Source organism: Streptosporangium sp. NPDC000095 (assembly GCF_042899335.1).
Lineage (GTDB): Bacteria > Actinomycetota > Actinomycetes > Streptosporangiales > Streptosporangiaceae > Streptosporangium.
Map to the genome: position 1 here is coordinate 342,994 of NZ_JBIAZS010000003.1, position 14,296 is coordinate 357,289.

The window sequence follows — 14,296 nt, forward strand, 5'->3', positions numbered from 1 at the left end:
GGTTACGCGGCACCCTGATCGGCGGCCGGAGCGGCGGCGGCCGGCTCGTGAACGGCGGGAGCCGGGTTGCTCCGCCACTCGCGGATGATGGTCTTCAGCACCCGGATGCCGTCGCGTACGGCGTGCAGGTTGCTCTCGCCGTGAATGCGGCAGCGCTCGTGGCTGGGCACCTCGTGGACCTTGAGCCCGGCCTTGGCGGCGCGGACGTTCATCAGGGTCTCGATCTCGAAGCCGTCGCAGTCGAGGTTGAGGACGTCCAGATGGCGGGCCCAGAAGGCGTTGTAGCCATAGCACAGGTCGGTGTAGCTGGTGCCGTACATCCTGTTGACCAGCGCGGTCAGCGACTTGTTGCCGAACTTGCGGATGAACGTCAGGTCGTCGCTGCCGCCGCCTGACGCGTAACGCGAACCCTTGACGAAGTCGGCCCCGGTGACCAGGGCGCCCACGAACTGGATGATCTCGCGGCCGTCGGTGGAGCCGTCGGCGTCGATCATCACGATGATGTCGCCGGTGCAGGCGGCGAAGCCGTCCGTCAGCGCGTTGCCCTTGCCCTTGCCCGTCTGGTGGACCACGCGCACGTTGGGACGCAGTCTCTTGGCCACGGCGACGGTGTCGTCCTTGGAGTTGCCGTCGACCAGGACGATCTCGTCGATCCACTGCGGGATCGTCGCGAAGACGTGCGGGAGGTTCTCGGCCTCGTTCATCGCCGGCACGACGACGCTGACGGTCGGGGAGATCGCCATGTTGGGGGTGATGGGAGTGAACCGCTCGATGGGAGGCACCGCCCTCAGCGGTGGCTTGTTGTTGTAGTGCTTGGTGATCTCGGGACTCATTGTGACGGATGTCCTTCCGGGCGGTCGGTCGTCAGGGGCGACTTGGGCGGACGGACCCGGGGCCATGGCCGATCGGGACGATCGGCGAAAACGGCGAATGCGATGAGGGATGCATACGAGGGTCCTGGCGAGTGGGGTGGTGATGAACGGGAGCGGTCTAACCCACTCCCCACGGTTCCTTGACAGCCGGAGTGCCTGATTGGTTCTGCGCGGGGGAGCGCATACGGCCGAAACCTTTCAGCACACGGTCAGCAAGCCTGTATAAATTCGGGCGATCCGTGACGATCGTTCGTGCCTTGTTGACCGGGGTGCGGCCGATCCAGTGGACGGCGGCGGCCGGGGAGGGACGCGACACGCGACCTTCCGCGACGAAGAGATCGCCGCTTTTCAACCAGCTCTTGTACTCGCGTCCGCCCTTGCCCATGTCGACCTGCAGCAGCCCGGAGTTCGCGGCGTGCTCGGCCATGTGCAGGTGGTGCATGATCCCGGGGGAGTAACGCGCGAACTCGGTGTCGTAGGCCGGGAACCAGCCCACCAGCGTCGTCGCCGTCCGAAGGCCGAAGTGACCGGCGACGGGCCTGTCTCCGGCGTAGACCATGGTCAGGACGCCCGCGAAACTCTCGGACCTCTCCGCGTGCATCTCGTCGAGCAACTGGACGATCCACGGCTGGGCGAAACGGTCGACCCGGCCCGTCCTGCGGTACTGGTCGGACTTCCAGTTGGTGAGCGTACGGAGCGTGCCCAGGTCGGTCGAGGCCCACTCGAAGCGGATCTCACCCTGCTCGCGGCCGAGCTTGCGCTCCTTGTAGCGGACCGTCTTGAGATTCTTCGGCGAGTTGGCCTTCACCCGCTCGATGTAGGTCTCGAAGCCCACGCTGAGGTCCATCACCGGAGCCGGCCGCACGTCCGACTCGTACGGCGCGAACGTCGGCTGGCCGGGGACGAGGTGGTCGAAGTCGAAGACGGAGAGCTTACAGGCGCGCAGGAGCGTCCGGACGTCCAGCTTGAGGCCGGAGACCGCGATCAGCCCGTGGCAGGTGGTGAGGAAGCCGCCGAGAGGCTTGCCGATCCCGAAGCTGTGGCGCTCGTAGGGGAAGAACCCCACGATCTTGCCGCCGTCCTGGATGATCGCGACACGAACGTAGTCACGCAGTCGCCCCATGGCCAGGGTGAACTCCACGGAGAGGAAGGGGTTGTCCAGCGACGGGTCCGCCACCTGCAACTCCCGCCATCGCGAGATCTCGGGCTCCCCGAGGTCTCCCGGGCGAACGATGACGATGTTCACCTTGACCTGGCCCCCTGTTCGGTCTGCAAACTCCCGCTCCCCCGATACAACACGCGTAGTACGTATATGAAGCCGCCGAGCACCGCGATGGTCGCGACTCCGGCGCGGGGCGACCATGCGTCAAAGGTAAGCATGGCAGCGGCCAAGAGAACGTTTACGACCAGGCTCGCCGCTGCACCCACTGATAGTGCCGCAAGTGGGTCACGATCACGCAACAGTCCTACCACTGCGGCGCCGGGAACGACCAACAGGAACAGGGGCGTAAGGATCAATCGTAACGGAGTGTCCAGGTCGGCCAAGGCGATCACGGCCCCCGCCACGCACGCGAGGGTGAGTGCCCATCTGAGCACCCTGCGGTTGACCGACATCTTCCGAGCTCCTGGTTGGTAATGAGGTGACTGATCGCGCTCTTCATGTGACCAATCACTCAACATGGACGTCAATGCCGACGCTCGGCACCAGTCCATGGTTTACCGGATCCCTGAGGGAAGTCTCGGTGTTAGGTAAAACGAGATGTGGGAATCAGCCCGTCGCCTCCTCCGAACCCGCCCCGGCGGAGGGGGTCGGAGTCGGCTCCGGGGCAGGGTCTTCAGGGGGTGCGGAGGCATCTGGGTCAGGGCTTTCCCACGAAATCGCGCATCCGGCGTTGCCCCCGGCGGACTTGAACGCGACCCGCCCGGCACCGCTCTCCGACGGGTCCTTGGCAGTGACCCAAATCACGCCGCTCGCGCCCGCCTTCAACTGCCCGCGGACGGGGTGCACGGCGAGCCCGCCGGAGGTGGTCGCCGACCACGAAACAGTGGCGCCGCGAGCCGCGAGCCGGATCTGCCCGGCACCCTCCCCGATGTCGCGCGGGCACGAGACGTTCAGCCGTCCGGTCACGGGCGGTGTGGTGGCGGTGCGGGTGGGGCGGGGCCGTCCCGCGGTGGTGGCGCGGCTCGGAGCCGGTCGCGCCGCGGTGGCGGTGGGAGCGGGGGTGGCGGGTGCCTCGCTCCTGCGGCTTCTCGTCGGCGTGGGCGTCGGCGCCGTCCCCGGGTCCTCCGACAGGGGGTCGGGCTCCGGCGCGGGCTCGGGCTCCAGCGTGATCAGCGCGGGTTCCGGTCCCGGCGCGGCCTGGGGGTCCCTCAATTCCCCGCCGGCCAGGTCGCCTCCGCCCACCACGACCACCGCCCCGGTGGCGGCCAGCACACACACGGCCGCCAGCAGCACCGGACCCCTGCGTCCGCGCCGCCTGCGCCGCTGCGCGGGGAGCGCCTCCGTGCCCCGCTTCCCGCCGCCGGGGAGTGCGGCACGCCGGACCTCGCCGTACTCCGCCGATGACGTACACCGGGCCTCCAGGTCTTCCCGCGACGCCGTACGCCGAGCCTCGGGAGTCCCCGCCGGTGGCGTGTGCCGAGCTTCGGGAGCCCTTACCGGTGGCGTGTGCCGGGCCTCGGCGCCACCGTTCGGCGGGGTGCGCCAGGACTCGTCGTCCACCGGCCACGACGCGTGCCACGCCTGCTCGTTCGCGGATGGTGCCCCCTCCCACGCCTGGTTCTCCGTGGGCGTCGCCTGCCATGCCTGATTGCCGGTGGATGGTGTCGTCTGCCAGGCCTGGTCGTTCGTGGGCGGTGTCGTACGCCACGCCTCGTCGTCCGCCGGAGGTGCCGGCCATGCCTCGGCGTTCTCGGTCGGTGTCGGCCACGCCTTGGCGCTCACGGGCGGTGCCGGCCAGACCTCGATGTTCACGGGTGGCGGTGTGTGCCGCGCCTCGCCGTCCGCCTGCCGTGAGGCCGGCCGCGCCTCCGTGTCCGTCGTGTTCGTCGTGTTCGTCCAGGGGGCCGCACGCCCTGGCTCGCCGGCCGAGGGCGACGGCAGAACGTATCGGGGTGCCGGTCCGCCCTCCGCGCGGTGCGGGCCGCCCTGGTTCTCCGGCCCTCGCCACGTCGTGCCCGACCCACCCTCGGGGGATCGCGTCCCGGCCGCTGTGTGTCCCCCTGTGTGTCCCGCTCGCTCCTCCTCGTACTCGTACCGTGCCTCTGCCCCGGTTGCCCCGGCCTGCGAAGCCCTCGCGCCCGTGGGGGGCGTTCCGGGGTCCGCGGGAGGTGCCGCGTGCCGGGCGCGGGTGCCCGTGGGCGGTGTGGCCGCGCTCTCGGAGGTTTTCTCGTCGCGTGCCCGCCTGCCGCCCGCGCTCCTCCGCCCGCCCCACCGGCGCCCTGCTGAACGTCGTTCGGCCGCCGTGGGGAAACCGGCCTTGTCGAAGCCGTTCTCGGCGGCGATGGCGGCGCGCTCCTCGCGCGACTCCGGGTTCACGCAGGTCTCGATCACCCGGCGGCGCAGGGAGAGCGGCGGGTAGGTCAGGGGGACGAGGTCCAGCAGCCGCCCGGCCGAGACGTGCCGGTCCCTGCGCTCGAGGCAGACCTCGCAGCGGCCGATGTGGGCCGACAGGCGCCTGCGCAGCATCGTGGTGAGGGGCCCCTCCCACGAGTCCACCATCGCCGACAGGTCGGGACAGTGCGCCCGGCCGACCTTGGCGAGCACCACGGCGCCGGCCGCGTTCTCCAGGTGGTCGCGGGCCCGGCCGAGCCTCGCGGTGACCTGGCGGGAGGTGAGCCCCAGCACCGCGCCGACCTCGCCGCTGCCGAGGTCGTGGCGGAGCGACAGTTCGAGCACCTCGCGTTCCTGAACGCTCAGCTCCGCCATCGCCTCATGGACCAGGACCGCGAGTTCCCGCTCGCCGGGATCGTCGTGGATGTCGGGCGGTGGCACCGCTCCCCGAGGTCCGCCGTGCCCGGCGTCCGCGCACCGGATCCGTACGAGCGCGTACAACCACGCGCGCAGGCGGCCGGGCTCGCGCAGGCGGTCCACGCTGCCCCGGGCCGTTACCAGGGCGTCGTGTACGGCGCCGGCGGCCGTCTCACGGTCGCCCAGCAGCGAGTGGGCGTAGTCGTTGAGCCGTTCCGCATAGGAGTCGTAGAGGCTCGCGGGTGCCACAGGGTCGGCTGTGTCGGCACGCCGCAGCGCTTCAACGAGTCGTTGGTCGTCGGTCCGGCCGACGGTCGGCCATCCGGGCACGGATATTCCTCCCCCGTGAGACGGGCTCGTTCACGGGTTTCACCACTCGCCCGTTCCAGCCCACACGCGTAGGACGTCACCTCCCCGCGACTGGTTGACCAAAGGGGTCAATATCATGCCGATACGGTATGACCTGGGAAAACTGCTACGGCTGGTGCCAATGTGACACCAGCCGTACGGGGTGAAAGTGATGCGGGAGGGTCAGCAGTTGGGAGCGCAGAGCCGGCGCTTCATGCCCTCCAGGAAGAACTTTCTGACCTCCAGGACGTCCTTGGCGATGTAGGCGTCACCGCCGGTCGCCTTGGCGAGGGCGTCCATCTGGCGCTTGCCCTTGGGGGCGTCGGGACCGAAGGCGATGATCAGGACGCTGACCGGCTTCTCGGGGTTGAACTGGTCCCTGAGCCGCTTCAGGATCTGCTGGTTGCTGATCCCGCCGTCCGGATCGTCGTTGCCGGCCCCGTCGGTGAGGATGAGCACCGTGTTGATCTTGTCGCTCTGGTACTCGTCGGTCATCTGCTTGTACGCGGCCGCGAGGGTGTCGTTGAGCCCGGTGTCACCGGTCGCCTTGGCCTGGGTCGTGATCAGCTTCTGGTTGATCACGTCCCTGCGCAGGGCGCCGTTCATGTCCTCGGTGAGCGGGCCGACCGGGACCGTCTCGCGGTAGTCGACGCCCTGGCCGTTGAGATGGGTGGAGAACTCCCACAGTCCCAGCTCGCTGTTGGCGGGGAAGAGCTTCATGCCCTCGACGGCGATCCTGCTGATCGCCTGCATCCGGGTCAGGCCCGTACCGGGAACAGGGAGTGCCATGGTGCCCGAGACGTCCAGCAGGGTGAGGAGCCTCGTGCCCAGTTTGATCCGGGACCAGGTCTGGGACATCCTCGCGACGGTCTTGGCGTCGGGCGGTTCGATCGCCTGCGGCGCCTTGGCCTGGAAGCCGTCGGAGCCGGAGATGGCCTTGCCGCCCTTGCCGTCCGGGGTGCGGAACCCCTGGTCCTGCAGTGCCTTCTTCGACGCCTCGCTGCCGAGCTCCTTCTGGAACGCCTCGGCGGCCTTGCGGACGACGGCGTCCTTGGCGGTGATCACCACCGGGTAGTCGAGGTTGATGGTCCCCTCGGCCGGATAGAGCGGCACGGCCGGGACATCGGGCTTCTTGGCCTTGTTGAACGCCCAGACTCCCTGCTCCGAGGAGATGCCGAGCGGGGCCTTGCTGCCCTGGACGCCCAGGCTGGACAGCAGCGCGTCCTGGTCGCGAACCGTCGACGTCGATCCCGACAGGCTCTTGAGCGCGCCGACCAGCTGCTCCTCGCCCGCGCCCGAGGCAGTGGCCACCCCGGCCGCCGCCAGGAGCGCGCCGAGCCCGGCGGAGTTGAGCGCGGGATCCAGCACGAGCACGCGCACCTTGCGGCCGGGACCGTCCACGTTGGCCACGTTGGCGGCGTTGATCATGCCGCCCCAGCTGGCCTCGCCGAAGCTCTTCTTCAGGTTCGGCACCACCGAGCCCGAGGCCACCATGACGATGGGGGACTGGGCGATGGACGCGCCCGCCTCGGGCACCTCCTCCACCCTCGTCCGCAGGTTCGTCACCCACAGCTTCGAGTCGGGGACCCACATGTCCATCGCGACGGCCTTGCCCCCGGTGAAGGAGGAGGCCACGGTCGCCGAGGTGCCCTTGGCCACCGTGACGGCGGCGCATCTGCCGTCGACCTGGTGGGCCGCCTTGTTGAAGCGCTGGGCGATCTGGGACAGGGCGGGCTGGATGTCAGGGGAGGCGGTGATCCGCAACGGGACTGCCTCGCCCGCGCACCCGCCGTCACGGTCGCGGTTGATGACCACGAACGCGGCGACGCCGAGCAGTACCGCGAGGGCGACGGATCCGGCGAGCGGGACCAGCACCTTGCCGCGTCCTCCACGCCTGCGTCTCGTCTGCTGTTCCCTGTACGGGGTGTAGCCGTCCTCGAGTTCATCTGTCCGGTGACGTCCGCCCACGATGTCCTCTTCGGTGTCGATGTCATGGAGCTAGCGGGTCACCCTATCGGGAGGTCGTCCGCAATATTCACGGAACTGTACTTGCAATGATTAGTGGGGCAAAAAACGCATTTCGGTGCGGTTGTTACTGTATGTGTTGATCATTGAACTCTGTGTCCGCGAAGAGCGGTCGACGACCGAGACAGCGAGGATCGCCTGGTCAGTGGCAGCAGGAGTGCCCGTGCCACGCCCTGAACCCCTCACGTACCGCCACCGCGGCGAGCAGGACCGCCATCGCGGGATCGACCCACCACCAGCCGGCGGAGTTCAGCGCGAGCCCGGCCAGGACCCCCGCCGCGAGGGTGGCGCACATGAGGTTCTGCGTCCCCTCTCCCGCGGTCGCCGCCGAGTGCAATCGGACCCCCAGTCGCCGCTTCGCCATCCCCAGGAACGGCATGCCGACCACGCTGACCGCCGTCACCGCGATCCCGAGCAGGGTCGGCACGGCCCGGTGCCCGGCGTCCAGGTCGTGCGCCACGTGCACCACCAGGTAGGGGGCGAGGATCCAGAAGCTGATCGCCACGGCCTTGCGGGCCCGTTCCTCGGCGTACGCGGAACCTGTCCTCGTCCCGGTGAACCGCCAGACCACGATCAGGCCGGCCGCCGCCTCCACCAGGGCCGACGTGCCCCAGCCGATGAGGGCGACCGAATGCGCCTCCAGACCCGCGGCGATGCCGAGCAGGCTCTCGGCGCCCAGCCAGACCAGGGTCACCAGGGAGAGGGTGCGAGCCCTGCGGGCGTCACGCAGCCACTCGGCGCTCGGCGGTGCCACCGGCACGATCTGATCGGTCACGACGGCCTCCGGTACCCGTTCGACGACGCTCGGTAATCTATGCGTCACATGGTGTCGGAGTGTGGAGAAGCGGCGAAGCTCCTCATGGTGACGGCGACATGCCTCCCCCGGTGGCGGACCACGTGCCTCCCCGTGACGAACCGCATGACGGAACCGCATGGCGAACCGCGCGAACGGTGTGGTGGATTGTGTGGCGGGACAGGCCGGTCGACCGGCCTGTCCCGCCGCAGGCGGGGCGTGGGAGGACGGCGGGTTTCGCGGGCCGGTGAAAGTCCGCGGTCCCGGCGCGGGCATGCCGCAAGATGGAGCTGTCCAGCAGATCGTCGGGAGGGAAATCCGTGCCGTTCACGCCCAGCCACGTCGCAGCCGTGCTGCCGCTGATCTCCTCGGAGCGGACGCGCAGGTTTCTCGACCCCTGGGCCCTCGCCCTGGGCGCGATGGTGCCCGATCTGCCGATCTTCTTCCCCTTCCTGCCCGACTACATGTTCTGGCACTCCTCCGAGGGCGTCCTCACGATCGACCTGTTCGCCGTCCTGGTGCTGCTCGCCGTCTTCCACCTGACGCTCCGCGACCCGCTGACCGCGCTCCTGCCCCCCTCCCTCGCCGGACGCGCCGCCGCGCTGACCCCGGGGATGTACGGGCTGCGGCGGCTGCCCGCCGTGGTCGCGGGAGGCATCGTGGGCGCCTTCACCCACAAGCTCTGGGACTCCTTCACCCACTCGTACAGTTCGGCCCTGTGGGGCTGGAGCTGGCTGGACGTCCGGGTGGCGGGAGTGATCTCCCTGTTCCGCCTGCTGCAGTACACCTCCACCGTGGTCGGCCTGGCGGTCGTCCTCTGGTGGGCCTGGCGCGGACTGAGCGCGATGGAGCCGCGGCCGGTGCCCGAACGGCTGCTCCTGCCCGCCGGTGAGCGGGCGGCCGTGCTCCTGGCCACCGCCGTCTCGATCCCGCTGGGCGCGGTCGCCTGGGCGCTTACCTTCCCCCCGGACACCAAGGCCGAGCTCGTGACGAGGCTGGGCGCGGGGGCGGTCGTCGGCTGCTCCGCGATGCTGCTCGTCTACGCGCTGATATGGCAGCTCAGGCGGGTCATGGCAGTATTCGAGGGTGCCTGAAGCCATCGACCCCCACCTGGCCGACTACGCCAACCTGCGCGACGTCGAGCTGCGCAAGAGCATGGAGGCCGAGCACGGCCTCTTCATCGCCGAGGGGGAGAAGGTGATCCGCCGCGCCGTCGCGGCGGGCTACCCCGTGCGTTCCGTACTCCTCACCTCCCGCTGGGCCGGCCCTCTCGCCGATCTCCTCGGCCCGCTCGGCGACCGGGTCCACGTCGTGGACGACGCCGTCATGGAGGAGGTCACCGGATTCCAGGTCCATCGCGGCGCCCTCGCCGCGATGGAACGCCTCCCGCTTCCCGAGGTGGAGGATCTCCTGTCCGGACGCGAGGCGCGAAGGGCTCCCGCCGGGCACACGGCGCGGTCGGACGGCGAGCCAGGATCGGACTCCCCGGCTCCGCGAGGGGCCTCCGCCGAGGACGCGGCGCACTCGGAGGGCGGACCAGGATCGGGTTTCCCGGCTCAGCGAGGGGTTTCCGCCGAGCCCGTGGCGCCCCGGCGCGTCCTGATCCTCGAAGACCTCGTCGACCACGGCAACGTCGGCGCGATCTTCCGCTGCGCCGCCGCCCTGGGCGTGGAGGCGGTGATCCTCTCGCCGCGCTGTGCCGACCCCCTCTACCGGCGCTCGGTGAAGGTCTCCATGGGCGCGGTCTTCGCGATCCCGTACGCGCGGATGACCGACTGGTACGCCGGTCTGGCCGAACTGCGCGAAGCGGGTTTCCAGACGCTCGCCCTCACCCCCGACCAGTCCGCCACCCCCATGGACAAGGTCGCCATGGCCGACCGGGTGGCACTGCTCCTCGGTTCGGAGGGGGACGGGCTCTCCTCCCGCTGGCTGCGCGAGGCCGACGAGGCGGTCTGCATCCCGATGAGCCCGGCCGCGATGGACATGGGCGTCGACTCCCTCAACGTGGTGGCCGCCGCCGCCATCGCCTGCCACGGACTCATGCGCGCCGGTTGAGCGGATCTCCTCGCCGCGCGTCCACCTCGATCTCGATCTTCATACGGGAGTCGGCGAGGCCGCACACGATCATCGTCGCGGCGGGGCGGACCTCGCCGAAGTGACGGCGCAGGGTCGGCCAGCAGGGCTCGAAGTCCTCGCGGTCGGGCAGCATGTATCGCACCCGTACGACGTCGGCGAACGAGCAGCCCGCCTTGGCCAGTGCCTCTCCGATGTTGCGCATGCACTGCTCCGCCTGCTCGACGACGTCGTCGGAGATCGTCATGGTCGCGTAGTCGTAGCCGGTCGTCCCGGACACGTGCACGCGGTCACCGTCGACCACCGCCCGCGCGTATCCGATCTGCTCCTCGAAGGTGGACCCGCTCAGGATCGCGAACCGTTCAGTCATGCGGAAAACCGTAACAATCTTCGCTGGTTCCCCTGATCGGCTCGCACATGGTCGTCCGAAACCCGCGATCACCGGGGCGCGAGCTCCGGACGACCGCGGAGTGACCGTCGCCGGATCGTCGGGACCGTGACAGGGGGCCGGTCTCTCAGGACCGTGGCCGGGCAGGGGGCCGGTCTCTCACGGCCGTGGCCGGGCAGGGAGCCGAATCGTCAGGATCGTGACCGGGAGAGGAGATAGCTCGGCCAGCTGCCGTGCCGGCTGATGTCGGGGGCCTTCTCGGTGGCGTACGGCTCGCAGAGGAAACCGTGCACCGCGCGGCCGTCGGCGAGTTCGATCGTGCCGAGGCCGAGGGGCGAAACGGTCTGCGTCAGGAGGATGCCGAGTGCCGAGGGGGGCAGTTCGTACAGTTCGACCTCCACCGCGACCCCGCCGGAGGTCGAGCGGACCAGCCCCGGCAGTGGCATCTCGCCGCCTTCCAGGGCGTAGAGGCGGTAGAGGGGGGCGGTGAGGGCAACTCCCAGACCGGTGGCGCCGAGGGAGAGGAGCCGGCCGTGCAACGGCTGGCCGGAGCGGTGCGCGCCGACCACGGCGAGCACCGTCCGCGCCTGGGCCTCGGCCCCGGCCCTGGCTGCGGCTTCGACCGCGGCCCCGACCCCGACTGCGGCCTCGGCCCCGGCCTTGGAGGCGTGAACCGTCGCCGGTCCCGCCTTCGGAGCGTGGACGGTGCTCGCCGAGGCCGAGGTGGCCGCCGATCCCGAGTCCGGGACGGGGAGCGCGGGACCGCCGGTCAGGGCGTGGAAGGTGGCACCGAGACCGGCGAGGAGTCCGTCGGAGCCCGCCGGTCCCAGGAAGGTGACGCCGTGCGGGCGGCCGGCGGTCGTCGTCCCCGCGGGTACGGAGATCCCGGCGAGGTCGAGGAGATTGGTGAAGGTCGTGTAGTGGCCGAGGATCGCGTTGCGCTCGATCGGGCTTTCGAGCATCTCCGCGACGGTGAAGGTCGTGGGTACGGTCGGGACGGCGAGCACGTCCATCGACGCCCATGCCTCCCGGGTCTTCGCGTCCAGCGCGCGCAGGCGGTAGAGCCCCTCGAAGGCGTCCACGGCACTGAGCGCGCCGCCGCCGGACAGCACCTTCAGGGTGACGGGGTGGATCTCGCCGGGGTTGCGGGTGACGAAGTCGCCGACCGCCGCGAGCCGTTCCGCGAGCCACGGCCCCTCGTACAACAGCCGCCCGGCGGCGAGGAAGGGGCCGAGGTCCACGGGGACGATCCGGTGGCCGAGGCCGCCGAGCCGGTCCACCGCCCGCGCGAAGGCCGTCTCGGCGGCGGTGTCGCCGAAGAACTCCGGTTCGTGCGGAACCCCGATCCGCAGGGGGGACGCGCGGGTCGGTACGGGGCCGGGGACGGGGAGCACGCGTGACCAGGGGTCGGCGGGTTCGAAGGCGGCGATGGCCGACAGGACGGCCAGGCCGTCGGCGGCCGAGCGGGCGAAGACGCTCGGGCAGTCCAGTGACGCGCACGCGGGCACCATGCCGAGCGTGCTGACGAGCCCCCGGCTCGGCTTGACCCCGACGGTGCCGGTGAGCGCGGCGGGTACCCGGCCGGAACCGGCCGTGTCGGTGCCGACGGCGAACGAGACCAGGTCCGCGGCCACCGCCACCGCGGAGCCCGAGCTGGACCCGCCGGAGATGAGACCGGGTACCAGCGGTGACTCGCACGCGCCGTACGGGCTGCGGGTGCCCGACAGACCGGTGGCGAACTGGTCCAGGTTGGTCTTGCCGACGAGGAGGGCGCCCGCCGCGAGCAGTCGTTCCACCAGCGGCGCACCGCGCTCGGGGACGTAGGAGTAGGCCGGGCAGGCCGCGGTGGTGGGCAGCCCGGCCACGTCCACGTTGTCCTTGACCGCGAAGGGGACCCCGTAGAGCGGTGGGCGGGTGCCGGGGTCCGGCCAGCGGCGGGCCAGCTCGGCCGCGTCGCCGAGCAGGTCCGCCGCCGGGCGCAGGGTGATCCACACGTGGTCGTCACCTCGCGCCGCGATCCGCGCGAGCACCTCCCCGGCGACGTCGGCGGGGAGGGCCGCACCGGAACGGTAGAGACCGGAGAGGCTCTCCAGGTCCAGCCGGACCGGGTTCAGGGGGAGGCGGGGCATGCTGTCCGGATCAGGCGGAGTGTGCATATGCCTTTCCTGTGTACGTGGTTCGCGGGACGGTGTTCGGCGGGACGGTGTTCAGGAGGTGGCGGGTGCCTCGGCGGAGACGGGCCTCGCGGGGGCCGGCTCGGGCTCGCCGGGCTCCTCGGTGGCCTCCGGCGTCTCGCCGGAAGGCTTGGGCTTGAGGAGGGTGAAGGCGAGCAGGATCAGTCCCGCGAAGAGGTAGCCCAGGGAGACCTGGCCGTTGGCGTTCCACTCGACCCGTTCGCCGTGGATGAGGCCGATGAAGGCCAGGGCCGCGCCGACGAAGGCGTACCCGGCGGCCCACAGGAACGACCGGTCGATGATGAAGGCCGTGATCGAGCCGAGCACCAGGCCGGCGAGCACGGCACCGCCGCCGAGCAGGACCGTTCCCTCGTAGACCGTCCCGCTCTGCGCGATCGTGTCGTACCCGACCTCCCGCGCGCTGGTGCCCGCCGCGGCGAGCGCGTTGTCCATGTAGCCCTGCGCCCAGGAGGCGATGTTGGGGATGATCGCGATCACCACGGCCACCGCGTGCGCCTTCGGCACCGACTGGAAGGCCTGGGCGCCGATGAGCAGGCCGATGTAGAGCAGGATCGGCACGATCGCGGGCGCCGGCAGCACCGCGCCGAGCAGCGCGAACATGCCGAGGAAGCAGAAGAGCGCGATGACGACGCCGCTCGCCATCGAGTAGCTCGTACGGCCGCCCGCGGACTTCCACCCCGGGTGGCCGATGTAGACGGCGGGCGGGAACGGCGAGCCCAGCATCGAGCCGACCACCGCGCCCGCGCCGTCGGCCAGGAGCACCGAGCGCAGGTTGTACGAGTCACCCGCGGCGGCGGCGCTCTCCACGTTGCTCATGCCCTCGGTGAAGTTGTAGATGCCCAGGGGGATGGCGGTGGCGAGCAGCGGCGAGACCTGGCCGAGTCCTTCGAGGAGGAGGTCGATGTGCAGCGACGGCAGGCTCACCGCGATGTTCCCGGCGGCGGCGCCCACGTCGGCGGGGTCCATGTAGCCGCCGATCCAGGCGATCGCGGTGCCGGCGAGGAGCGCGGCGAGCCCGACGGGGATGTTGCCCGGCAGCCTCAGGTCGGTGAAGAAGCCGACCATGATGATCACCAGCACCGGCAGCGCGATCCAGGCCGCCTCCCACATCTGCGCGGCGGGCCGCATCGAGATGAAGGCGATCGAGATGCCCGCCAGGGTGCCGAGCATCGCCGCCCTGGGGGTGAAGCGGCGGATGTACGGGCCCACGAAGGCGCCGATCACCACGATGACGCCGATGATGAAGCACCAGGCGAGCCCGGCCACCCAGGCCCGCAGCGGGTCCTTGGTGGCCAGGTAGGTCGGCAGCATGATCACGAAAACGACGATGAACATGTGCGGGACGCTGGGACCGTACGGCATCGCGCACACGTCGGTGCGGTTCTCCCGGCGGGCGAGCCGCCGGGCGAGGTAGGTGTAGTACACGTTGCCGATGAGGAGCTGGATGCCCATCGCGGGGAGGATGACGCCGAAGACGTCGGAGCCCGGCAGGTGGACGACCCCGAGGCAGAGGCCGCTCAGCACCAGCACGTTGACCATCACGTTGAAGCCGAGGCCGAAGAAGGCGTTGGTGTCCCCGCTGACCCACCAGGGGAGCTTGAGGTTGACGGGGTCGGTTGTCGTGGTCATCGG

10 protein-coding genes are annotated in these 14,296 nt (G+C 70.5%); 2 read left to right on the forward strand and 8 right to left on the reverse strand.

Annotated features, from left to right (window positions below):
- Positions 1-2: 2 nt before the first annotated feature.
- The 5 genes from ACFY3V_RS09855 to ACFY3V_RS09875 all read right to left on the reverse strand — a co-directional run bounded on the left by ACFY3V_RS09855 (position 3) and on the right by ACFY3V_RS09875 (position 7,990).
- A complete protein-coding gene (locus tag ACFY3V_RS09855; protein WP_362899771.1) occupies positions 3-833 on the reverse strand; it encodes a glycosyltransferase family 2 protein in 831 nt (276 codons plus the stop codon).
- A 157-nt stretch (positions 834-990) separates the two neighbouring features.
- Positions 991-2,118 carry a GNAT family N-acetyltransferase gene (locus ACFY3V_RS09860; RefSeq protein ID WP_362899773.1) on the reverse strand — a complete coding sequence of 376 codons (1,128 nt, stop codon included), beginning with the start codon at positions 2,116-2,118 and terminating at the stop codon, positions 991-993.
- Between the two features lie 522 nt (positions 2,119-2,640).
- Positions 2,641-5,172: a sigma factor-like helix-turn-helix DNA-binding protein gene (locus ACFY3V_RS09865; protein WP_389771864.1), complete on the reverse strand. Its 2,532-nt coding sequence runs from the start codon at positions 5,170-5,172 to the stop codon at positions 2,641-2,643.
- A 201-nt stretch (positions 5,173-5,373) separates the two neighbouring features.
- The gene (locus ACFY3V_RS09870; RefSeq protein ID WP_350945263.1) at positions 5,374-7,158 is read right to left on the reverse strand and encodes a substrate-binding and VWA domain-containing protein; all 1,785 of its coding nucleotides are present in this window, start codon (positions 7,156-7,158) and stop codon (positions 5,374-5,376) included.
- A gap of 199 nt (positions 7,159-7,357) precedes the next feature.
- A complete protein-coding gene (locus ACFY3V_RS09875; RefSeq protein ID WP_389771867.1) occupies positions 7,358-7,990 on the reverse strand; it encodes a hypothetical protein in 633 nt (210 codons plus the stop codon).
- Between the two features lie 338 nt (positions 7,991-8,328).
- On the opposite strand from ACFY3V_RS09875, the gene ACFY3V_RS09880 reads away from it, so the two are divergent.
- Together ACFY3V_RS09880 and ACFY3V_RS09885 are read left to right on the forward strand one after the other, a co-directional pair.
- The gene (locus ACFY3V_RS09880) at positions 8,329-9,102 is read left to right on the forward strand and encodes a DUF4184 family protein (RefSeq protein WP_350945265.1); all 774 of its coding nucleotides are present in this window, start codon (positions 8,329-8,331) and stop codon (positions 9,100-9,102) included.
- Positions 9,095-10,063: an RNA methyltransferase gene (locus ACFY3V_RS09885; RefSeq protein WP_362899778.1), complete on the forward strand. Its 969-nt coding sequence runs from the start codon at positions 9,095-9,097 to the stop codon at positions 10,061-10,063. Before ACFY3V_RS09880 ends, ACFY3V_RS09885 begins: the two co-directional genes overlap by 8 nt.
- On the opposite strand, the gene ACFY3V_RS09890 is transcribed toward ACFY3V_RS09885, so the two are convergent.
- The 3 genes from ACFY3V_RS09890 to ACFY3V_RS09900 form a co-directional block, all read right to left on the reverse strand.
- Positions 10,047-10,451, reverse strand: coding sequence for a RidA family protein (locus tag ACFY3V_RS09890; protein ID WP_350945267.1), 405 nt, complete (start codon positions 10,449-10,451; stop codon positions 10,047-10,049). The two genes, ACFY3V_RS09885 and ACFY3V_RS09890, sit on opposite strands and share 17 nt — an antisense overlap.
- Before the next feature lie 209 nt (positions 10,452-10,660).
- Positions 10,661-12,625 carry an allophanate hydrolase gene (gene atzF / locus ACFY3V_RS09895; RefSeq protein WP_389771872.1) on the reverse strand — a complete coding sequence of 655 codons (1,965 nt, stop codon included), beginning with the start codon at positions 12,623-12,625 and terminating at the stop codon, positions 10,661-10,663.
- A 51-nt stretch (positions 12,626-12,676) separates the two neighbouring features.
- Positions 12,677-14,293: a hypothetical protein gene (locus ACFY3V_RS09900; protein WP_350945269.1), complete on the reverse strand. Its 1,617-nt coding sequence runs from the start codon at positions 14,291-14,293 to the stop codon at positions 12,677-12,679.
- Positions 14,294-14,296 lie beyond the last annotated feature (3 nt).